Here is a 20881-nt window from a genome sequence, read left to right on the forward strand (position 1 = left end):
GGTTCAACGCCCTGCCATCACATCCTGAAGTGCTCGCCCAGATAGACCTTGCGGACGTCGGGGTTGGCCACGATGGCTTCGGGCTGGCCCTCGGCCAGCACCCGGCCTTCGCTGATGATGTAAGCGCGGTCGCAGATCCCCAAGGTCTCGCGCACGTTGTGGTCGGTGATCAGGACCCCGATGCCGCGCTCCTTCAGGAAGCTGATGATGCGCTGGATCTCCAGCACCGCGATCGGGTCCACGCCGGCAAACGGTTCGTCCAGCAGGATGAAGCGCGGCTGCGTGGCCAGCGCACGGGCGATCTCCACGCGGCGGCGCTCGCCGCCGGAGAGGGCGGGGGCCGGGGTGTCGCGCAGGCGCTCGATGGACAACTCGTGCAGCAAGGCATCCAGCGCCGTGTCGATGCGCGACTTGGCCCAGGGCCTGCCGTTCTCGTCGAGTTGCAACTCCAGCACCGCGCGGATGTTTTCCTCGACATTGAGCTTGCGGAAGATCGAGGCTTCCTGCGGCAGATAGCTCAGGCCCAGGCGCGAACGGCGGTGGATGGGCTGATGCTGAACCTCCTGACCGTCGATGCGGATCACGCCGGCATCGGCGCGTACCAGGCCCACGATCATGTAGAAGCTGGTCGTCTTGCCCGCACCATTGGGGCCGAGCAGACCCACCACCTCGCCACCGGCCACCGAGACGTGCACGTCCTTGACGACCTTGCGCACGCCATAGCTCTTTTGCAGGCCTTCGGCTTCCAGCCGGCTGGTTTGGGGGCTCATCGGCGTGTCGGCGCAGGGCCGCTCCCAAGCCGACACGGGCCCCCTCGGGGGGTGGCGCAGGCCCGAAGGGCCGAAGACTGGGGGCTCATCGCGTCGGGGGTTTGGGAGTGAGCGCAGGGCTGCTTTGCAGGTTCACACCGCTGGCCGCCGGCGCGGGCGCCGAGGCCGATTGACGCGGCATCAGCACCATGCGTACCTTGCCTTTGTCTTGGGCGCTGCCCGCACCCGGCTCCACGCTCAGCACCTCGGTGCGGGCGTTGTAGAGGATGGCCGCACCGGTCAATTCCTCGACCAGCTTGCCATTCGCCAGGGTGCGCACGCTGGCCGCTCCCAGAAAGCGCACGGTCTCGGCACGGCTGTCGTACTCGATGCGCTCGGCGCTGCCCTCCATCTGCTCGCCGGGGCGGCTCAGGGCTTGGCTGAAGCGCACCGGGTTGCCCGCTTCGCCGCTGGCCAGGGCCAGCACGGTGTCGTCGTTGCGTCGCTCCGCCTCCAGGCGCGCGGCGCGCAGTTGCAGGCTGCCTTGCACCAGCAGCACCGGGCCCGCCCATTCCAGGCGGCCGGTCTTGCTGCTGAGCGTGGCGCTGGCCGTGCTCTCGATGGAGACGGGCTGGTGACGATCGTCCTTCGCGGCATGGCCGGGCAAGGCCACAAAGACCGCCAGGGCCAGCAAAAGCAGGGCAGGTGCGCTCACGGACTCAGACCTTGCCGAGATTGCGGATCAGGTACTCCGCCACCGCCAGCGCGCGGCGCGAACCATCCAGCTGGTTCATGCGTTCGCCGCCGGCCGCCTGCGCGGGCGAGGTGGTGTAGAGCCCACCAATGCCCAGCATGGGCACGCCGTCCAGGCCATAAGCCTCGGCCAGCTTGTCGGCCTGCGCAATGCGTGCGCCGCTGAAGGCCTTGGGGTCAAAGGCCGCCCAGGTGCTGTTGAAGCGTGCGGCGTCCAGGCCCAGGGGCTGGAGCAGCTTGACCATGGCCTCGGGCGTGTCCAGGGCCTGGTGCTGCTGGTGAATGGCGGCAAAGATGGCGCTGCGGAATTGATGCTCCACGCCCATGGCCTGCAGCACGAAGAACAGGCGCTGATGCGGACGCATCTGTGCACGGCCGCCGATGTGCGAGTGCTTGAACTCCACATTGGGCGGCAGGCGCTTGACCCAATCCTGCAGCACCGGCTCGAAGGCATTGCAAGCCGGGCAGCCGTACCAGAAGAACTCGACGATCTCGATCTTGCCGCCGGCGCTGGCCAAGGGCTTGCCCAGCTTGCGGAAATGCTGGCCGGCACGCGGCTGCTCTTGCGCCAGCACGGCGGGTGCCAAGGCGGCGGCGGCCAGGCTCAGGGTGGTGCGACGGGTGAATGCGTGCGTCATTTGTTCAAGCCTTGCCAAAGTTCTGGATCAGGAAATCGACGGTCTGCAAGGCCAGACGATTGGCCTCGCCCGCTGGGGCGCGCTCGAAGCGGCTGGGAGCGGTGGTGTAGAGCCCGCCCACACCCAGCAGGGGGACGGCGTCCATGCCATAGGCATCGGCCAACTGGTCGGCGGCGCGGATCTGTGCGGCGCTGAAGCTCTTGGGGTCGAAGGCGGCCCAGGTGCGCTCGAACTGCACCGGGTCCAGGCCCAGGGGTTGCAGCAGCTGGATCATCTCGGCCGGCTTGCCCAGGGCCAGACCCTGCGCATGCAAAGCCTTGAAGATGGCGGGGCGGAACTGCGCTTCCACGCCGAGGGCCTGCAGCACGAAGAACAGGCGCTGATGCGCCACGGAGTGCCCGCGGATGGGCACCGCCACCTGACGGAAGCTCACATGGGCCGGCAGGGTCTTGGCCCAGGCCTGGATCGCCCCTTCGAGCGCCAGGCAATGCGGGCAGCCGTACCAGAAGAACTCCACCACCTCCAGCTTGCCCTGGACCGGGCGGGCCAGGGGCTGGTGCAGGCGCTGGTAGTCACGACCGGCCTGGGGGCGGAAGGCGCCCTCCTGGGCCAGGGCGGGCAGGCCCAGACTGGCCGCCAACAGGGTCAAACCATCGCGTCGTTTCATCGCTGTGCCTTCACCACGGCCGACTCCATGCCGGCCTGTTGAACTTGTGCATGCAGGGTCTCGGCATCGGCCTTGGCGTCAAAGGGGCCGATGCGCACGCGGTACACCAGGCGGCCGCTGCTCTCACGCTCGTACACCTTGGCGTTGAAGCCCTGCAGGCCCAGGCGGGCGCGCTGCTGCTCGGCCTCCTCGGGCTTGGTGAAGGCGCCGGCCTGCACGAAGTACACAAAGGGGTCAGTACCGCTGGCGCGGCTGGCACTGGCAGCCTGGGCCGCCTGCGTCGGCGCGGGTGCCGGACCGCTGGCAGCGGTCACAGCAGGGGTGGGCGCAGGGGTGCTGGCCGCGGGCGTCACGGCCTTCTCGACCGGAGGTGCGGGCGGGGCGGCCACCACGCCGCTGGCGGCGGCGCGCGGCTTGCCCACGTTCAGCGCGGCGTTGGGGTCCCAGGTCTTGGCGCCATTGGCATCGGCGGCATCCATCTCGGCATTGCGCTGCGGCGTCTTGTCGACAAAGGGGATGGGCACCTTGGTGACATAGAGCGCCACGCCCAGTGCGATGGCCAAGCCCAGCAACAGGCCCACCACCAGACCGAGGCCGAAGCCGCCCTTTTGCTTGCTCGTCCCGCCCGCAGCCGCTTTGCCGGCCGGCTTTTTGGATTCGGTCATTCGCTCTTTTCCTCTCGGGCCATCGATTCGGGGGCGGAAACGCCCAGCACCGCCAGCGCGTTGGCAAGCACCTGGCGGGTGGCCGTCAGCAAGGCCATGCGGGCTTGGGCCAGCGCCGCGTCATCCACCAAGAAGCGCTCGGCCGCGTAGTAGCTGTGGAAGGCGCCGGCCACATCGCGCAGGTAGAAGGCGACGTCATGCGGGCTCAAGGAAGCAGCCGCCAGCGTCAGCATCTTGGGGTACTCGGCCAGCTTACTCATCAGCGCCAGCTCGGTCGGCGCGCAGAGCAGGCTCAAGTCGGCCTGCGCGAGGCTCTCGGCCGCACCGCCCCAAGCGCTCAGCACCGAGCAGATGCGCGCGTGGGCGTACTGCACATAGAACACCGGGTTCTCATCCGAGGCCTTCAGCGCCAGGTCGATGTCAAACACGAACTCGGTATCGGCCTTGCGGCTGATCAGGAAGAAGCGCACCGCATCGCGGCTGGTCCAGTCGATCAGGTCACGCAGGGTCACATAGCTGCCGGCGCGCTTGCTGATCTTCACTTCCTGGCCGCCGCGCATCACGGTGACCATCTTGTGCAGCAGATAGTCCGGAAAGCCCTGCGGGATGCCCAGGTTCTGCGCCTGCAGGCCGCCGCGCACGCGGGCGATGGTGCCGTGGTGGTCGGTGCCCTGGATGTTGATGCACTGCTGGTAGCCGCGGCTGAACTTGTTGACGTGATAGGCCACGTCCGGCACGAAGTAGGTGAAGCCCCCTTCGCGCTTGCGCATCACGCGGTCCTGGTCGTCACCATAGTCGGTCGAGCGGAACCAGAGCGCGCCGTCCTTCTCGTAGGCCTTGCCGCTGGCCTCGATGCGCTGTACCGCCTGCTCCAGCTGACCGTTCGCGTAGACGCTGGACTCCAGGAAGTAGTTATCGAACTTCAGTCCGAAAGCCTGCAGGTCCAGATCCTGCTCGTGGCGCAGATAGGCCACTGCAAACTGGCGGATGCCGTCCAGGTCCTTGGCGTCGCCGCTGGCGGTAAAGCTGCGATCGTCGGCGCTCACGGACTCCTTGGCCTGGAAGGCGGCGGCGATGTCGGCGATGTAGTCGCCGTTGTAGGCCGCCTCGGGCCAGTCGGCATCCCCCGGCTTCAGGCCGCGCAGCCGGCATTGCACCGAATTGGCCAGTGTGGCAATTTGCACCCCGGCGTCGTTGTAATAGAACTCGCGCGTGACCTGATGACCCTGGGTGGCCAGCAGGCTGCTGAGCGCATCGCCCAGCGCCGCCTGGCGGGCATGGCCCACATGCAAGGGCCCGGTGGGGTTGGCCGAGACGAACTCGATCAGCACGCGCCGGTCCGTCGTCGGCTGAAAGCCAAAGCGCGCGCCGGCGCCCAGTACCTCGGTGACCACGGCCTGCTTGGCGGCGGCCTTCAGACGCAGATTCACAAAGCCGGGGCCGGCGATCTCGATTGCATCGACCCATTGCTGCACGGCCGGCTGCGCCTGCAGCGCGGCCACCAGCTGAGCGGCCAGCTCGCGCGGGTTCTTTTTCAGCGCCTTGGCCAACTGCATGGCAGCCGTGACAGCCAAATCGCCATGACTGGCTTGCTTCGGGGCTTCGAAGGCGGGGGCGGGGGTGTTCTCGGGGGCGATGCTATGAAGAGCAGCGCCCAAGGCGTCGAGCAGGGCCTGGGTGGCATGAATCATGCTGGGGATTCTAGAAGGCCGCCCGAGGCGGCTCAGCCCTGCGCCAGATTCCTCAGCGCCTGCGACTGGCTTCGGCTCACCCCCAGGCGTCGACCATCCCGCATTTCGGCCTCCAGCTGACCGTTCGCCAGGCGCCGAAAGCGCAGCACCTGGTCCAGATTGACCAGGCAGCCGCGGTGGATGCGCACAAAGCACTGCGGGTCCAGCCGGGCTTCCAGCCGGCTCAGGGCCAGATGCAGCAGGTTGCGCTGGCTGCCGATCTGCAGCGCCACATAGTCGCCCTCGGCCTCCAGGCTGGCGATGTCGGCCACCGCCACCGGCACGATGCTCAGGCCCTGGCGCAGGAACAGGCGCTGAATCGACCCCGGCCCCTGCACCTCGGCCCAGCGCGCCAGCGCCGGTGCGCAGGGCTCGCCCAGCGCGGCCCGCACCCGCCCCAGGCAGGCTTGCAGGCGCTCGGCCCCAAAGGGCTTGAGCAGGTAGTCCAGCGCCCCGAGCTCGAAGGCGCTGATCGCATGCTCAGCATGCGCGGTAGTGAAAACCAACAGTGGCTGGCCTTCAGCGGGCAAGCGCTGCAGCAGCTCCAGGCCGCTGAAGCCCGGCATCTGGATGTCCAACAAGAGCAGCTCGGGCCGCAAGGCCTGCACGGCCGCCAGCGTGGCAGGGCCGTCGGCGGCCTCGCCCACCACCGTGAGCCAGGTCTCGCGCGCCAGCAGGTGACGCAGGCCGGCGCGGGCAATGGGTTCGTCGTCGGCGATCAGCAGGCGAACCGGATTCATGGAATTTCCAAGCTCACGCGAACGCCCTGGCCCGGCACCGCCTGCAGTTCCAGGCGCGCGGCCTCACCGTAGAGCAGGCTCAGACGCTCGCGCAGGCGCCGCAACCCGCTGCCGCCGCTCAGGGCCTCGGGCTCGCACCCGACGCCATCGTCCTGCAGGCTCAGGCGCAGGCCCTCGCCGTGGGTGTGGGCGCGCAGCGTCAGCGTCGTGGGCGCCACCCGGGGTGCGGCGCCGTGGCGCACCGCGTTTTCCACCAAGGTTTGCAGTGCGAAGGCGGGCAGCTCGCGCGCCAGGCTGTCGGGGTCGAACTGGGCATCGACGATCAGGCGTTCGCCAAAGCGCAGCCGTTCCAGGGTCAGATAGCGCTGCACCAGTGCCCATTCCTCGCCCAGACTGCGTCGCTCGGCAGTGGCGTCGCAACTGGCGCGCAGCAAGGCGGCCAGTTCCTGGGCCGCATCCACCGCACGCGCCGGATCCAGCGGGATCAACTGCACCACGGTGTGCAGTGCGTTGAACAGGAAGTGCGGCTGCAGCTGCGCCCGCAGCGCCGCCAACTCGCTGCGCGCCTGCAGGGCCTGCAGCTCGGCCGCCCGCGCGGCCGCCCCCTGGGCGTAGGCGATACCGGCCACGATGGCGTAGAGCCAAAAGCCGGTGACCCCCATGGCCAGGGCCAAGCCGGGCTGCAGGGACCACACGCGGCCCTTCCAGGCACTTTCCAGCAACCAGTTCAGGGCCACCCAGGCCAGGCCATAGGCGCAGGCGGTCAGTAGATGGCGCAGCACGAAACCCAGGCGCATCGGGTGCGGCCAGGGCCAGCGCGCGCACAGCCGAAAGGCCAGCCAACCCAGCAGCGCGGCGCTGGCGGTGAGTCGCAGGGCCACCAGCAGCGCGGCCGGCAGGGCCAGGCCATGCACGCCCACCATCAGCAGGGTGAACAGCAGGCCCACCGGCACCCAGGCCAGCAGGGCCAGTAAGGCGGCACGCGCCAGTTTCAATTTGCGGTCCCCGCCCTTGTGGCCACGATGCTCAAGCTGCCTTCCTCCCAAGTGGCGCCATTGTCGTCAGAGACATCCTGGCGCCAGCGAAATCCTTTCGGGCCGATCTCGTAGAAGCGGCTGCGCGTCAGCCGGGGCTTGCCCTCGGCGCTCAGGCCTTGGCCTTCGAGCTGCATTTCGCCTTGTTGCCAACGCCCGCTGCTGCTGCTCAGGCGGGCGCGCAGCACATCCAGGCTGTGGCTCTGCCAGCGCTGCGTGCGCGCATCGAAGAGGCGCAGTGTCTGGCTCAAGGCCACCGGGTTGCCGGCGGCATCAAAGACCCGCATCTCGTCCATCAGGCCCAGGCCATCCCAAGCCTTGCGCACCGTCCAGCGGCCCTGCAATTTGGGCACGCCGTGGATCATCGCGGCCAGGCCCTTGGCCTTGGGCGTGAGTTCCAGGCGCCAGTCGCCGAGGAAGAAGTCGAACTGCGTGGCTTCGGTCGCCGGCCGGGTGGGGGGCGAAGGGCTGTTCTGGGCCGGGCTGCCCAGGCTGATGAACAGGGCCAAAAGAACGAGAAGGCGCGGCATTCGGGGCTCCAGAGGGTCGAGGAGCGCAGCGTCGCGGCTGCGCGCGCGCGGCGCCAGCCCGGATTCGTTGAACCGTCGATGCCGGCCGTTGAACGGTGCATCGCCCGGGCCCCCGCTGCCTAGAGTGGCCGCATGGAACCATCCCCTCTGATTCGCCTGCGCGGCGTCAGCAAGTTCTACCCCAGCCCGGCCGGCCCCGTGGCGGCCTTGCAGGATCTGGATCTGGACATCCGGGCCGGCCGCTTCCTGGCCATCGTCGGGGCCTCGGGCAGCGGCAAGACCAGCCTGCTGAATCTGCTCGGAGGCATCGACCGCGCCAATGGCGGCGAGCTGCAGGTGGCCGGTACGGACTTGCAAGCCTTGAGCGAACGTGAGCTGTGCCGCTGGCGCGGGCAGCACATCGGCTTTGTCTTCCAGTTCTTCCAGCTGATGCCGACGCTGACGGTGCTGGAAAACGTGCAGCTGCCCATGGACCTGGCGCAGCGCCTGCCGCGCAAAGAGCGCAGCGAGCGCGCCCACGCCCTGCTGCAGCGCCTGGGCGTGGCCGATCAGGCGAACAAATGGCCGGGCCAGCTCTCGGGCGGCCAACAGCAGCGGGTGGCGGTGGCGCGTGCGCTGGCCAATCAGGCGCCCTTGCTCCTGGCCGACGAGCCGACCGGCAATCTGGACTCGCGCAACGCCGCCAGCCTGCTGGCCCTGTTGGCCGAGCTGGTGGCCGAGCAGGGGGTGACGGTGTTGATGGTGACGCATGAACGCCAGGCCCTGGCCGCCGTGCAGCAACAGATCGAGCTGCGTGATGGCCGGCTGGTTTGAGCGCTTCTCCGACACCCGCTGGCGCAAGGCCAGTCGCGATCTGGGCTGGGCGCGCAGCGCCTGGCTGGCCTTGGCCCTGGGCTTGGGCCAGGCCGCCGCCGGGGTGCTGCTGCTGACCTGGGCCGGGGTGGAGCGGGCCACCGAGACCGCCTTCCGCGCCAGCCTGCCGGTCTCGGCCAGCCTGCGCTTCGGCATGGGCCAGACGCTGGATGGCGCCCGAGTGGCTGGGCTGTTGGCGCAGCAGAACGAGATCGCTGCGTGGCGGCTGCGGCGTCAGGTCAGCGCCCAGGTGCGCGCCGGCTCGGGCTGGCGCGCGGCCCGGCTGACGGCGCTGGATGACCCCACCCGAGTCGCCATCGGCCGCCTGCAGCCCGAGAGCGGGCCCTGGCCGGTGCCGCCCGGCGTGCTGCTGATGGAGCGCTCGTCGCTGGGCTTTTCCGAGGCCCAGGTCGGCGAGCCCCTGCTGCTGCGCGTCGATAGGCGCAGCCACAGCCTGCCGCTGGCGGGCCTGCTGCGCGATGTCAGTCTGGCGCCGGGCTGGATGGAGCATCTGGTCGATCTGCAGGTCCATCCGGACACTTTTGAGCAGCTGGGTCTGCCGGCCGGTTTCAACGAGCTGCAGATCCGGCTGCGCGACCCGGCCGCCCCGCGCGCCGCCGTGCGCCAGGCGGTTGAGCGCCTGCAAACCCAGATGCAGGCGCAAGGGCTGGTGGTGCAAGGCGTGGACATTCCCGAGCCCGGCCAACACATCCATGCGGCGCAGATGAATTCCCTGCTGCTGACCCAAGGCGCCTTTGCGCTGCTGACGCTGGCGGCTGCGGGCTTCCTGACTTTCAATCTGTTCGCCGCCCGGCTGCAGGCGCAGCGCCGCGAACTGGGCGTGCTCAAGGCCCTGGGCGCCTCGGCGCGCACGCTCTGGGTACTGGGCCTGGGGCCGGCGCTGCTGCTGGGTGGGGCGGCCAACGCCCTGGCCCTGCCGGTCGTGCTCTGGGGCGCCCAGGCCTACACGGCCTTCAAGCTGGACTTGCTGAACTTCCCGCCCAGTGTTGCCACCCTGCCTTGGGGTGCGCTCTGCCTGTGGGCCGGCGTGGGGCTGTTGCTGCCGCTGCTGGCGGCTGCCTGGCCCTTGGCGCAGGCCCTGCGCGAGCCGGTGGTGCGCCAGCTCGACCCCGGCCGCGATCTGGCGCCGTCCAGCGGTCCGCTGCCGGCCTGGGCGCGGGGCCTCGGCCCCTGGGTCGGCCTGGCCTTGGGCGCCTTGCTGCGGCGCCGCAGCCGCAGCTTGCTGACCGTGGGGGCGCTGGGCTTGGCCCTGGCCAGCCTGTTTGCGGCCGCGGCGCTGAAGGCGGCGGTGCGGGCCTCGGTGGATCAGCTCTTCGCGGCGCAGAGCTACGAACTGCTGGCGCGCCTGGAGCCTGGCGGGCCAGATGGGGCGATGGAAGCCCTGGCGCGCGCCCTGCCCGGCGTGGCGGCGGCAGAGGCCTGGCGCGCCCTGCGCGCCACGGTGGTGGGTGCGGGGGTCGGCGATGCGCGCGCCTTCGCGCTGATCGGCCTGCCGCGCAGCACGGCGCATTGGCGCGCCGCCCTGGCCGAGGGCCGTTGGCTGCAGGCCCCGGGCGAGCTGGTGGTTGCACGGACGCTGCTGCGCCAACAGCCGGCCTGGCGCCTGGGCCAGACCGTGAGCCTGCAGTTGCAGGGGCAAGGACAGATACAGCGCCTGCGCCTGGTGGGGGTGATCGAGTCTGGCACGCAGGCCCTGGCGCTGATGACCCGCGAGGAACTGCCCGGCCCCGCGACCCGCCTGGCCCTGAGGCTGCGCGACCCGGCCGACCCCCTGGCCGCTGCCGCAGCGGGCCAGGCCCTGCAGGCGGCGCTGGCGCAGGCCGGCCAGGCGCCAGCACAGTTGAGCGCCACCGCGCAGAGCCGGCAGGTCCTGGAGGACCATCTGCTCATGGTGGTGAACTTTCTGGCCGTGATGGGCGTGCTGCTGATGGCCGTGGCATCCCTGGGCCTGGCGGCGACGCTGGCGCAAAGCGTGCTGGAGCGGCGCCGCGAGATCGGTGTGCTGCGCGCCCTGGGCCTGGGCGACGGCCGGCTGGCCGCCGTGCTGGCGCTGGAGGCCGCGCTGCTGCTGCTGGCCGCCCTGGCGTTGGCCCTGCCCCTGGCCGCACCCCTGAGTGCGGCGCTGGAATGGGCCTTCGGCCGCATCTTCTTTGTCTTGCCCTGGGTGTTGTGGCCCGGCAGCGGGCCGCTCTTGCAGGTGCTGGGCAGCCTGCTGCTGGTGGGCTTGCTGGCCCTGGCCCTGCCCCTGCGGCGGGCGCTGCGCATGCCCACGGCCCAGGCCATGGCCGGGTAGAGCCGCATCGGCAGGGGCGGCGCTTGATGGCAGGATGGGGCCATGTCCAGCCCCTCCGATCTGTCCCTGCCTCCCGGCTCGACCTTTCCTGCCAGCGAGCCGCCCGCACAGAGCGATTTGCCCGCGCACATCGGCAAGTACAAGGTGGTGCGCCGCCTGGGTGAAGGCGCCACGGCCGATGTGTTTTTGTGCCGCGACCCCTTCCACGACCAGGATGTGGCGATCAAGCGGGTGCGGGCCTGGAAGGAGGCCAGCCGCAGTGGCGAGATGGCGCTGAATATGCGCGATCACTTCTTCGCCGCTGAGGCCGCCTTGGCCGGGCGGCTGCAGCACCCCAATGTGGTGCACATCCTGGATGCGGTGTTCGACGAGGACAACCCCTATCTGGTGATGGAGTTCGTGCCCGGCGTCACGCTCAAGCATTTCTGTCGTGCAGATCGCCTGCTGCCGCTCGACCAGATCGTCGAATTGGGCTTCAAGTGCGCGATGGCGCTGGGCTACTGCTTCCGCCAGGGCCTGATCCACCGTGACGTCAAGCCCGCCAACTTGCTGGCGCTGCTGGACGAGCAGGGCCAGGCCCTGGATGTGAAGGTCAGCGACTTCGGCTCGGCCCTGCACCTGGACAGCGACCGCACCCAGGTGCACCGCGTGGGCTCGCTGGCCTATATGCCACCCGAGCAGCTCGAAGGTGGCGATGTGGACGCGCGCGCCGACATGTACGCGCTGGGTGCGGTGCTCTATCACCTGATTGCCGGCAAACCGCCCTTCGAAGCGCCCAGCCAGATGGCGCTGATGCACCAGATCTACAACGTGGCACCCAAGCCCTTGAGCGAGCTGCGCGATGGCGTGGGGCCCGAGCTGGACGCGGTGGTGCTGCGCGCGCTCTCCAAGCGCGCCGACGACCGCTTCGAAAACTGGGACGCCTTTGCCCGCGCGCTCTCGGACCTGGTGGCCAAACAGCTGATCCCGCTGGCGCGCTTCACCGAAGTGAAGGACTCGGAACGCTTCAGCCTGCTGCGGTCGCTGGAGTTCTTTGCCGACTTTGGCGACATCGAAATCTGGGAAGTGGTGCGGCGTGCGCGCTGGCGCCGCTACCCCGAGGGCCACTATCTATTCAAGAAGGGCCAGGAAGGCGGCAGCTTTCACATCATTGCCCTGGGGCATCTGGAGGTGCGGCGCGACGGCCGGGCCGTGGCCGAATTGGGCGCCGGCACCTCGGTGGGCGAGATGGCCTATCTGGCCCCCAACCCCGAGCTGCGCACCCACAGCACCGATGTGCGGGTGATGTCCGTCTGCACCACGGTGAGCTTCACGCCGCAGTTGCTGGGCTCGCTCTCGGGCGAATGTCAGCACCGCTTTGACCGCGCCTTCATCAAGGTGCTGGTGCGGCGCCTGCATGCGGCGCATGAGCAATTGGCGCATCCGCGCCGTATCCTTTGACCCCCGCGCGCCGCGCTGTCACTTCGGAGGAAACGCGATGAAATGGATCACTGTGTTGCTGAGCCTGTCTCTGGGCCTATCCACCGCCGCCCTGGCCGGCCCGCAGCAGGAAAAGATGAAGCACTGCAATGCCACGGCCAAGGAAAAGAGCCTGGCGGGCGATGAGCGCAAGGCCTTCATGTCCGACTGCCTGAAGGCCAAACCCGAGGCCGCCGCCACCCAGCAGGACAAGATGAAAACCTGCAACGCCAAGACCAAGGCCCTGGCCGGCGACGAGCGCAAGAAGTTCATGTCGGAGTGCCTGAAGGCCAAGTAAGCCCGGCGCCGACCCCAGTCAGCGGCCCTGCGGGGCCGTTTTTCATGCCAAGGCCAGCAGCGCCACGCCGCTCGCAATGCACAGCGCCCCAAGCGCTCGCGCCACGCGGTCGCCCTCCTGCAACAGGTGCCCGCCAATCAGAGCGGCAAACAACATCGAGCACTCGCGCGCCGGCGCCACGGCCGAGAGCGGGGCCGACTGCAAGGCCCACAGAACCAGGATGTAGGCCAGGGGCGAGCAGGCGCCAATGATGAGCACCGCCTTCCAATCGCTGCGCCAGGTCGCCGCCAGCGTGCCGGTCGGCCGGCGCGCCAGGAAGGGCAGCAACAGCGGCAGGCGCAGGGCATTGCACAGATAGTCAAACAGCAAGGGCCCCAGCAGCAGGACCTTGATGGCCCAGGCATCGATCACGGTGTAGCTGGCGATCAGCGCACCCGTCAGCGCGCCCCAGCGCAGGCCCGCGTGAACAGCCGGGCTTAGGCGCCGCCGGCGCAACAGCCCGCTGAGCAACAGCACCCCCAGCACGATGGCCGCCATGCCGCCCCAGCCCCACAGGCCCGGGCGCTCGCCCAGCAGCAGCACCGCCGCCACGAATGAGAGCATGGGGCCCGAGCCACGCGCCACCGGGTAGACCACCGTGAGGTCAGCCTTTTGATAGCCGATCAGCAGCGCGCTGAAGTAACCCAGATGCACCCCCGCACTGGCCAAGGTAGCCAACCAAGCCTGCGGCCCCCACGCCGGCAATTCGATCCAAGCCCGCCACAGCCCGAGCGGCGCCCATAGCAGCAGAACAGCCCCCGCGCACAAGACCTGAAAAGCGATCTGGTCGCTCGCGCCACTGCGCGCCTTCTTGGCGGCGATGTTCCAAAGCGCATGCAGCAGAGCGGCGGCCAGCACCAGGGCCAGGGCCTGCCCACTCATGCGGGCGAGCCGGTACGCAACCAGTACTCCGCGCGGGCGTAGTGCGCGCGCAGGTGCGCGATCCACAGCCGCACCCGCAGCGGCTGCAACGAGCGCTCGGGCGTGACGGCGTAGATGCCGTTGGGCGCCGCGGCAAAGGCGTCCAGCACCGAAACCAGGCGCCCGGCCTGCAAGTCTTCGGCCACTTCCCAGGTGCTGCGCCAGGCCAGGCCCAGGCCGCGCAGGCACCAGTCGTGCAGGACCTGACCATCGGTGCAGTCCAGCGGCCCACCTTGGCGGTGGTAATGCGTCTGTCCATCGATGCGCAAGGCCCAACCGCGGCTCTGGCTGGCGTCGCTGGACAGCATCAGGCAAGCGTGGTCGAGCAAATCACGCGGGTGCGCAGGCGTGCCGGCGCGCCTCAGGTAGTCGGGGCTGGCCACCACCAAGCGACGGTTGTCAGCCAGGCGTTGGCTCACCAGGCTGGAGTCGGGCAGATCACCCACCCGCACCGCGCAGTCATAGCCCTCGTTCACCAGGTCGATGACCCGATCCGACAGATTCAGCGAGATGCGCAGCTGCGGATGCTCGCCCAAGAAACCAGGGATCAGCGGGGCCACATGGCGGCGGCCAAAGCCGGCCGGGGCGGTGAGCCGCAGATGCCCCTTGGCCTGCGCCCCCCCTGCACTGACCTGGCTCTCGGCCCCCGCCCACTCCGCCAGCAGGCGCTGGCAATCCTCCAAAAAGGACTGCCCTTCGGGAGTCAGCGTCAGGCGGCGGGTGCTTCGGTGCATCAGCCGCACGCCCAGGCGCCCTTCCAGGGCATCCATGCGACGACTCACTACAGCGGGGGCAATGCCCTCGTGCTTGGCCACGGCCGTGAAACTGCCGCGCGCGGCCACTGCCACAAAGGTCTCGATCTGCGTCAGGCGATCCATGCCTGATTATGTTCATTCAGGTCACAAATCCTTCGCAAATCCCCGGCTTAATCCAACAGGCGACTAAGCCTAAATTGGCACCCATCGGATATCCCCCTCTGGAGCGGCCCATGCCCTACGTTTCCACCCACCGCCTGCAAGTCGACGCCCAACTCAAGCGCTTCATCGATGAAGAAGTGCTGCCCGGCAGCGGCATCTCGGCCGACACCTACTGGGCCGGGTTCGATGCCATCGCCCACGACCTGGCCCCCAAGAACGCCGCCTTGTTGGCTGAGCGAGATCGACTGCAAACCGAGCTGGATGCCTGGCACCGCGCCCACCCCGGTCCCATCACCGACATGCCGGCCTACAAGGCTTTCCTGCAGAAGATCGGCTATCTGGTGCCCGCCCCGCAGGATGTGCGGGCCGACACCGCCCAAGTCGACGATGAACTGGCCCGCCAGGCCGGCCCTCAGCTGGTGGTGCCGGTGATGAATGCCCGCTATGCCCTGAACGCCGCCAATGCGCGCTGGGGCAGTCTGTACGACGCGCTCTATGGCACCGACGCCATTCCCGAGACCGAAGGCCGCGAACGCGCCGGGGCCTACAACCCGGTGCGCGGCGCTGCCGTGGTGGAATTTGCGCGCCAGTTCCTGGACGAGGCCGCACCGCTGAGCCAGGGCAGTCATCGAGACGTCCACACCTACATCGTGCGCGACGGCGCCTTGTGGGCCGAAGGCGCGGGTTCACTGCGTGATCCAGCTCAATTCGTGGGATTTCGCGGCAATCCAGAGGCCCCCAGCGCCTTGCTGCTGCGCCATCACGGCCTTCACTTTGAGATCGTCATCGATCGCCAGCACCGCATTGGTGCCCAAGACCGCGCCGGCATCGCCGACATCGTGCTGGAGGCCGCGCTCTCCACCATCCTGGACTTGGAAGACTCCATTGCGGCGGTGGATGCCGAAGACAAGGTGCAGGCCTACCGCAACTACCTGGGCCTGATGCAAGGCTGGCTCAAAGAGAGCCTCGTCAAAGGCGGGAAGACCGTAGAGCGCACGCTCAACGCCGACCGGCACTACACCGCACCAAGCGGTGGCGAATTGACGCTTCCCGGCCGTTCGCTGCTGTTCGTGCGCAATGTCGGTCACTTGATGACCAATCCAGCCGTCCTACTCGACGGCAGCAAGGAGATCCCTGAAGGCATCCTGGACGCCCTGGTGACGGTCACCATCGCGCTGCACGACGGCAAGGGCAAGTTCAGAAACTCGCGTCAGGGCAGCATCTACATCGTCAAACCCAAGATGCACGGCCCGGCCGAGGTGGCCTTTGCCTGCGAACTGTTCGGCCGCGTCGAGGGCCTTCTCGGCCTGGCTGCCAACACGGTCAAGCTCGGCATCATGGACGAAGAGCGCCGAACGTCTGTCAACTTGGCCGCTTGCATTGCCGCCGCCAAGAGCCGGGTGGCCTTCATCAACACCGGCTTCCTGGACCGCACCGGCGATGAAATGCACACCGCCATGCAAGCCGGCCCCATGCTGCGCAAGGCGGACATGAAGTCCAGCAGCTGGATCCAGGCCTACGAAAAGCTCAACGTCCGCGTCGGCTTGGCCTGTGGTCTGCGTGGCCGCGCCCAGATCGGCAAGGGCATGTGGGCCATGCCCGACTTGATGGCCGCCATGCTGGAACAAAAGATCGCCCACCCCAAGAGTGGTGCCAACACCGCCTGGGTGCCCAGCCCCACCGCCGCCACCTTGCATGCTTTGCACTATCACCGCGTGGATGTGGCCGCACTTCAAGCCCAAATGGAAGCAGAAGGCATCAGCCCCGAAGAATCCGAGACCCTACAGAACCAACTGCTGAGCATCCCCGTTTCACCCACCCCAAACTGGAGTGCCGCAGAGCGCCAGCAAGAATTGGACAACAACGTCCAGGGCATCCTGGGCTATGTGGTGCGCTGGGTCGAGCAGGGCGTGGGCTGCTCCAAAGTGCCCGACATCCACGGCATCGGCCTGATGGAAGACCGCGCAACTTTGCGCATCTCCAGCCAACACATCGCCAATTGGCTGCATCACGACATCATCACCGAAGCACAGGTACGCGAATCCTTTGCGCGCATGGCGGCCGTGGTGGATGAACAAAACGCAGGGGACCCTGCCTTTTCAGCGATGGCCCCAACGATCAAGAGTTCAAGTCCTTCGGCGGCCTACCAAGCCGCCCTGGACCTGGTATTCAAGGGCTTGAGCCAACCCAGCGGGTACACGGAGCCCCTGCTGCACGCTTGGCGCCAACGGGCCAAAAACTGACGCCCGAGCCTACCCCAGGGCATGACTTGTCGCATGCAGGCAACAAGTCATGGTGTGACAGCGCCTGAAGCAGAGGGGTAAGGTCGGCCAAATTCCGCAGTCGTGACAGAAGGTTAGCGCGAGCACTAAGGGTTTACACCCGCCTTGTGATCAACCCCCGACTGGGTGTGATGAGGGCTCTCCCTGTGGGGAAAGCCTGCATTCATACCCAGAATCGCGCCCGCTTACAGCATTGTTCGGTTGTCAGGATACGACCGCTTGTTGGGTGCCCCGGACGAAGCCGAGGCGCCTGTTTTTTTTGGAGAAGGCATGTTTAAGTATTCCAAGTTGGCTGTCGCCGCTTTGGTCACCCTGGGTGGCACTGCTGCAATCGCACAATCTTCCCAGCCGCAGTCGCTCGAACGAGTGGAAGTGACGGGATCGAGCATTAAGCGCATCCAGAAGGAAGGCGCCACGCCCATCCAGGTCGTGAGCCGTGCTGATATCGAGAAGGCCGGCGTCGCCAACATCGGCGAACTGCTGAACGCCCTCCCCGGCATGGCCGGCGCCGAAGATGGCACGTTCTCCCTGCAGCCCACCCTTTCGGGCTCGCAAGGCGCCGCCGTGCACGGCTTCGCCAACGGTGACACTCTGGTGCTGCTGAACGGCAAGCGCCTGCCCCGTTACCCGGTGGGCGGCGATTTCGTTGACGTGAACAGCGTGCCGCTGGCCATTGTTGAGCGTGTGGAAGTGCTGCGCGACGGCGCCTCGGCGCTGTATGGCTCCGATGCCGTGGCCGGCGTGGTCAACCTGATCACCAAGCGCGACTTCAAGGGTCTGACGATGTCCGCCACGATGGGCAAGTCCAGCCGCAACGATGGTGACAAGCAAAAGCTGTCCTTCAGCGCCGGTACCGGCGACATGGGTAGCGATGGCTACAACGTCGCTTTCGGGGTGGAAGTCGATAGCACCGACGGCATCTTCAACCGCGATCGCCCGCTGACCGCATCCGCCGATCTGCGCCCCTATGGCCTGGGCGATGACCGCCTGCCGACTTCGCCGGAACCCAACGTCTATCTGTGGGACCAGGATCTGTACCGTCCCATCAGCCCCTGCAAGGCCCCGCTGCCTGCCGATGGCGTTGCAGTTGAGAGCGCCAGCCCGGGTAAGGTTTGCGCCTTCGACCCGAACAGCACCACGATGCTGCAGCCGAACCTGAAGTCGCGCGCTTACTTCGTGGCCGGCAGCGTGCAGTTGCCCGCTGACATGACCTTGCGTCTGGAAGCCTTTGACAAGTTCAAGGAATCGGGCAACTTCCTGAATCCGCAGCCGATCACCAACAACGTTTCGGCCAGCGATCCTGCCAACCCCTACAAGGAAGATCTCACCTGGTTCTTCCGCTCGACCGATCCGCGTCTGTTCCGCCAGAAGAACATTGAAGTCGGCGCTCGCCGCTTCATGGCCACGCTGGACGGCACGTTTGACAAGTACGACTGGTCCGTCACCGCCGGTCAGGGCAAGAGCAACTACCGTGAAGAAGGTTCGGGCTACTTCATCAACTCCTTGTTCACCGCTGCGGTGCGCAATGGCGTGATCAACCCCTTCACCGGCAAGCTGAACCCCAACGACCTGGTGCCGCTGACCGCCGCTCCGGTGCGTACCGCCTTCACCAAGGCCGACTTCCTGGACGCCAAGCTGTCGGGCAGCCTGTTCTCGATGGCCGGTGGCGACGCCATGTTTGCCGTTGGTCTGGGCCACTACAAGGAAGCCTACTCGAACTACCCGGACGCACTGCAGCGTGACGGTCTGCTTCGCGGCGACCCCAAGCTGGCCATCGTTGACGGCAAGAGCCGCACGGTCAAGCATGTCTTCACCGAAGGCATCTTCCCGGTGTTGAAGAACCTGGAACTGGGCCTGGCTGTCCGCCACGACAAGTACAGCGACGTCGGCGGCACCACCAATCCCAAGGCCTCGGTCCGCTTTGAAGCCATGCCCGAGTTGGTGCTGCGCGCCTCGGTCGGCACGGGCTTCCGCGCTCCGACGCTGGAAGACCTGTACGCCAGCGATGTGACCGGCTTCCCGCAAGCCATCGATTACGCGGGTTGCGCTGCTGCCGGTACCCCGCGTGCCAACTGCCGCGCCAAGCAGATCTTCACGAACACCAAGTCCAACCCGAACCTGAAGCCTGAAGAGACCAAGTCCATGACCTTCGGTCTGGCCTTCTCGCCGGTGAAGGATCTGCTGGCCACGCTGGATTACATCAACCTCGAGAAGGAAGATGCGATCGCTGCGCTGGACATTCAGACCATCCTGGACAACCCCAACCTGCCGGTGGCTGGTTACGGTACGGCCAAGGATCTGGTGCGTCGCCTGCCCAATGGCCAGTTGGTGCCCGATTCCACCGTGCCGGTGATCATCGCCCCGACCGCCAACGTCGCCGCGATCAAGACCCAGCTGGTGGACTTCGGCCTGCGCTATGACCTGAAGTTCTCTGGCGTGAAGATCCGCTTGGAAAACAACCACACCCGCCTGCTCAAGCGTGACCGCGAGCCGGCACCGGGTCTGGGCCTGAGCGACTACGCTGGTCTGGCTGGCTTTGCCAAGTACCGCAATGTGTTCTCGGCTTCGGCTGAGATGGGTGCATTCAGCGCGGGCGCCTACCTGCGCTCGATTGACGGCTTCCTGGATGTGGACACCCCCTCGGCGGTTGACCCCACCACGCCCAAGATCAAGGCCTGGCACACCCTGGATCTGGTCTTCGGCTACAAGGGCATCCTGGGCAAGAAGGGCTCTGTTGATCTGCTGATCAAGAACGCCACCGACAAGATGCCCCCGCTGAGCACCGCGCTGAACACGTCGAACAAGATCGACTTCAACCACAGCGCTGTGGGCCGTTACTACCAAGTGACGACCAAGTGGGAGTTCTGATCAAGGCTTAGGCCCTGATCCCCCAACGCGTTCGCCAGCGAGCGCGTTGGACCGGACCACTGGAATTGAAGGGCGGCAGCAATGCCGCCCTTTTTTCATTGCTGACACCGAAATTCAGAGCGACCGGGCGTCCTACGCACCCGATCGAGAATGCCGCCCAATCAAATCCGCATCCATCACCCCAGTCACGACTGGACTCTGCACTTTGCCTATGCCTGATACTGCCCCGTCCTCGTCCGTCGTTGATGCACTGATCATCGGTGCCGGCCCTGCAGGCGCCGCTGCAGCGCGCATCCTGGCCCAAGGCAATTGGGCTGTCCGCCTCGTGGATGCACAACCCATTGGGCGAGACAAAACTTGCGGCGACGGTCTGATCCCCGACGCACATCAAGCACTTGCCCGTCTGGGCCTCCTGGAGGCCGTCATGGCCAAGGCCCAGCGTGCTCAAGCGGTCGGTTGCATCGGCCCCCGCGGCGGGCGAATTGATGTTCCCGGCCATTTGGCGGTGCTGCCGCGCCGCCTGTTGGACGAAATCCTGGCTCGCGGCGCCCTGGATGCCGGGGCCGAGTTCCTGCAGGCCCGCTTCGAGGCCCCGATCGAAGAAAACGGCGTGGTGGTCGGTGCGCGCTTGCGTGTCGGTGACGATGTCATCGAGCAGCGTGCGCGCTGGGTCCTGTTGGCCACAGGTGCTGTGCCCAAAGCCCTGCAGGCGGCCGGCATGTGTACGCGCCATACCCCGAGCGGCGTGGCCCTGCGTGGTTACATTCGCGCGCCCTCAATGGTCGGCAAGATCACGGCACTGGAGGTGGTGTGGAACCAAGCCGTACGCCCCGGCTATGGCTGGATATTTCCGGCGCCCGATGGCTGCTTCAACATCGGCGTCGGCGTCACCGACTCGCACCGCGACCTGGCCGGCAAGGGGCAGAAGAAAGACGTCAATCTGCGCGCCATCTTCGATGCCTTCGTCGCAGCCTACCCGCCGGCGCGTGAGTTGTTGGCCCAAGGCGAGTGGGTGGGCGAGCTCAAGGGCGCGCCTCTGCGTTGCACCCTACAAGGCGCACGCTTCTCGCGCCCCGGTCTGATGGTGATCGGCGAGGCTGCCGGCTCCACCTATTCCTTCACGGGCGAAGGCATCGGCAAGGCCATGCAGACCGGCATGCTGGCCGCTGACGCCCTGCTCGCCCACGCTGAGGATGCGGCCGCACGGGCCCAATACGAGGCGGGGCTTGCGGCCCTGATGCCCAAGTACAAGCTCTATGAGCGCGCCAACCGCGTCAATGCCTTTCCCTGGTTGGCAGACCTGCTGATCTGGCGCGCACAGAAGAGCGCGCGGCTGCGCCAACGCATGTCCGGCGTGCTGGAAGAAACCAGCAATCCCGGCAATCTGGTCAGCCTGCGCGGCCTGAGCCGGCTGTTCTTCGAGTAA

General features: G+C 67.4%; 18 protein-coding genes. 7 read left to right on the forward strand and 11 right to left on the reverse strand.

The features are described from left to right. Positions 1–17: 17 nt before the first annotated feature. The 9 genes from lptB to FF090_RS17655 form a co-directional block, all read right to left on the reverse strand. On the reverse strand, positions 18–770 hold the full coding sequence (gene lptB / locus FF090_RS17615; RefSeq protein ID WP_138857975.1) for an LPS export ABC transporter ATP-binding protein: 753 nt from the start codon (positions 768–770) through the stop codon (positions 18–20). 85 nt (positions 771–855) lie between these two features. Then, positions 856–1464, reverse strand: coding sequence for a lipopolysaccharide transport periplasmic protein LptA (lptA, locus tag FF090_RS17620; RefSeq protein WP_175423706.1), 609 nt, complete (start codon positions 1462–1464; stop codon positions 856–858). A 4-nt stretch (positions 1465–1468) separates the two neighbouring features. After that, a complete protein-coding gene (locus tag FF090_RS17625; protein ID WP_138857977.1) occupies positions 1469–2140 on the reverse strand; it encodes a thiol:disulfide interchange protein DsbA/DsbL in 672 nt (223 codons plus the stop codon). A gap of 4 nt (positions 2141–2144) precedes the next feature. After that, positions 2145–2807, reverse strand: coding sequence for a thiol:disulfide interchange protein DsbA/DsbL (locus tag FF090_RS17630; RefSeq protein ID WP_138857978.1), 663 nt, complete (start codon positions 2805–2807; stop codon positions 2145–2147). After that, positions 2804–3472 (reverse strand): SPOR domain-containing protein, encoded by a 669-nt coding sequence (locus FF090_RS17635; protein WP_138857979.1) that lies wholly within the window; start codon positions 3470–3472, stop codon positions 2804–2806. The genes FF090_RS17630 and FF090_RS17635 overlap by 4 nt, the downstream gene beginning before the upstream one ends. Beyond that, entirely contained in the window at positions 3469–5163 is a 1695-nt protein-coding gene (gene argS / locus FF090_RS17640) for an arginine--tRNA ligase (protein ID WP_138857980.1), read from the reverse strand. Before argS ends, FF090_RS17635 begins: the two co-directional genes overlap by 4 nt. Before the next feature lie 32 nt (positions 5164–5195). Then, on the reverse strand, positions 5196–5942 hold the full coding sequence (locus FF090_RS19765; RefSeq protein ID WP_138857981.1) for a LytR/AlgR family response regulator transcription factor: 747 nt from the start codon (positions 5940–5942) through the stop codon (positions 5196–5198). Continuing rightward, positions 5939–6937: a sensor histidine kinase gene (locus FF090_RS17650; protein ID WP_138857982.1), complete on the reverse strand. Its 999-nt coding sequence runs from the start codon at positions 6935–6937 to the stop codon at positions 5939–5941. Before FF090_RS17650 ends, FF090_RS19765 begins: the two co-directional genes overlap by 4 nt. Next, positions 6934–7506 carry a hypothetical protein gene (locus tag FF090_RS17655; protein WP_138857983.1) on the reverse strand — a complete coding sequence of 191 codons (573 nt, stop codon included), beginning with the start codon at positions 7504–7506 and terminating at the stop codon, positions 6934–6936. Before FF090_RS17655 ends, FF090_RS17650 begins: the two co-directional genes overlap by 4 nt. 132 nt (positions 7507–7638) lie before the next feature. On the opposite strand from FF090_RS17655, the gene FF090_RS17660 reads away from it, so the two are divergent. From FF090_RS17660 to FF090_RS17675, 4 genes are read left to right on the forward strand one after another with little or no spacing between them, the layout of a single operon-like run. After that, complete coding sequence (locus FF090_RS17660; protein ID WP_138857984.1) at positions 7639–8319, forward strand: ABC transporter ATP-binding protein; 681 nt, start codon at positions 7639–7641, stop codon at positions 8317–8319. Next, on the forward strand, positions 8303–10672 hold the full coding sequence (locus FF090_RS17665) for an FtsX-like permease family protein (protein WP_175423707.1): 2370 nt from the start codon (positions 8303–8305) through the stop codon (positions 10670–10672). The genes FF090_RS17660 and FF090_RS17665 overlap by 17 nt, the downstream gene beginning before the upstream one ends. Positions 10673–10714: 42 nt before the next feature. After that, the gene (locus FF090_RS17670; RefSeq protein WP_138857986.1) at positions 10715–12112 is read left to right on the forward strand and encodes a serine/threonine-protein kinase; all 1398 of its coding nucleotides are present in this window, start codon (positions 10715–10717) and stop codon (positions 12110–12112) included. Between the two features lie 37 nt (positions 12113–12149). After that, a complete protein-coding gene (locus FF090_RS17675; RefSeq protein ID WP_138857987.1) occupies positions 12150–12428 on the forward strand; it encodes a PsiF family protein in 279 nt (92 codons plus the stop codon). A gap of 42 nt (positions 12429–12470) precedes the next feature. Here the strand turns inward: FF090_RS17675 and FF090_RS17680 are convergent, their stop codons facing one another. Together FF090_RS17680 and FF090_RS17685 are read right to left on the reverse strand one after the other, a co-directional pair. Then, positions 12471–13349 (reverse strand): EamA family transporter, encoded by an 879-nt coding sequence (locus tag FF090_RS17680; RefSeq protein WP_138857988.1) that lies wholly within the window; start codon positions 13347–13349, stop codon positions 12471–12473. Further along, positions 13346–14266 (reverse strand): LysR family transcriptional regulator, encoded by a 921-nt coding sequence (locus FF090_RS17685; RefSeq protein ID WP_138857989.1) that lies wholly within the window; start codon positions 14264–14266, stop codon positions 13346–13348. Before FF090_RS17685 ends, FF090_RS17680 begins: the two co-directional genes overlap by 4 nt. 110 nt (positions 14267–14376) lie before the next feature. On the opposite strand from FF090_RS17685, the gene FF090_RS17690 reads away from it, so the two are divergent. The 3 genes from FF090_RS17690 to FF090_RS17700 all read left to right on the forward strand — a co-directional run bounded on the left by FF090_RS17690 (position 14377) and on the right by FF090_RS17700 (position 20881). Next, positions 14377–16548, forward strand: coding sequence for a malate synthase G (locus FF090_RS17690; RefSeq protein WP_138857990.1), 2172 nt, complete (start codon positions 14377–14379; stop codon positions 16546–16548). 309 nt (positions 16549–16857) lie between these two features. Then, positions 16858–19455, forward strand: coding sequence for a TonB-dependent receptor (locus FF090_RS17695; protein ID WP_138857991.1), 2598 nt, complete (start codon positions 16858–16860; stop codon positions 19453–19455). 211 nt (positions 19456–19666) lie between these two features. Then, positions 19667–20881, forward strand: a complete 1215-nt coding sequence (locus FF090_RS17700; protein WP_138857992.1) for an NAD(P)/FAD-dependent oxidoreductase — start codon at positions 19667–19669, stop codon at positions 20879–20881.

The sequence above is a fragment of the Inhella inkyongensis genome (assembly GCF_005952805.1).
In the GTDB taxonomy this organism is placed as follows: Bacteria; Pseudomonadota; Gammaproteobacteria; order Burkholderiales; family Burkholderiaceae_C; genus Inhella; species Inhella inkyongensis.

Bases quoted from the DNA above. Each gene is read 5' to 3' on its own strand.
- lptB (WP_138857975.1), bottom strand. From the start codon at position 770: ATGAGCCCCCAAACCAGCCGGCTGGAAGCCGAAGGCCTGCAAAAGAGC.
- FF090_RS17625 (WP_138857977.1), bottom strand. From the start codon at position 2,140: ATGACGCACGCATTCACCCGTCGCACCACCCTGAGCCTGGCCGCCGCC.
- FF090_RS17630 (WP_138857978.1), bottom strand. From the start codon at position 2,807: ATGAAACGACGCGATGGTTTGACCCTGTTGGCGGCCAGTCTGGGCCTG.
- FF090_RS17635 (WP_138857979.1), bottom strand. From the start codon at position 3,472: ATGACCGAATCCAAAAAGCCGGCCGGCAAAGCGGCTGCGGGCGGGACG.
- argS (WP_138857980.1), bottom strand. From the start codon at position 5,163: ATGATTCATGCCACCCAGGCCCTGCTCGACGCCTTGGGCGCTGCTCTT.
- FF090_RS19765 (WP_138857981.1), bottom strand. From the start codon at position 5,942: ATGAATCCGGTTCGCCTGCTGATCGCCGACGACGAACCCATTGCCCGC.
- FF090_RS17655 (WP_138857983.1), bottom strand. From the start codon at position 7,506: ATGCCGCGCCTTCTCGTTCTTTTGGCCCTGTTCATCAGCCTGGGCAGC.
- FF090_RS17660 (WP_138857984.1), top strand. From the start codon at position 7,639: ATGGAACCATCCCCTCTGATTCGCCTGCGCGGCGTCAGCAAGTTCTAC.
- FF090_RS17665 (WP_175423707.1), top strand. From the start codon at position 8,303: ATGGCCGGCTGGTTTGAGCGCTTCTCCGACACCCGCTGGCGCAAGGCC.
- FF090_RS17670 (WP_138857986.1), top strand. From the start codon at position 10,715: ATGTCCAGCCCCTCCGATCTGTCCCTGCCTCCCGGCTCGACCTTTCCT.
- FF090_RS17675 (WP_138857987.1), top strand. From the start codon at position 12,150: ATGAAATGGATCACTGTGTTGCTGAGCCTGTCTCTGGGCCTATCCACC.
- FF090_RS17680 (WP_138857988.1), bottom strand. From the start codon at position 13,349: ATGAGTGGGCAGGCCCTGGCCCTGGTGCTGGCCGCCGCTCTGCTGCAT.
- FF090_RS17685 (WP_138857989.1), bottom strand. From the start codon at position 14,266: ATGGATCGCCTGACGCAGATCGAGACCTTTGTGGCAGTGGCCGCGCGC.
- FF090_RS17690 (WP_138857990.1), top strand. From the start codon at position 14,377: ATGCCCTACGTTTCCACCCACCGCCTGCAAGTCGACGCCCAACTCAAG.
- FF090_RS17695 (WP_138857991.1), top strand. From the start codon at position 16,858: ATGTTTAAGTATTCCAAGTTGGCTGTCGCCGCTTTGGTCACCCTGGGT.
- FF090_RS17700 (WP_138857992.1), top strand. From the start codon at position 19,667: ATGCCTGATACTGCCCCGTCCTCGTCCGTCGTTGATGCACTGATCATC.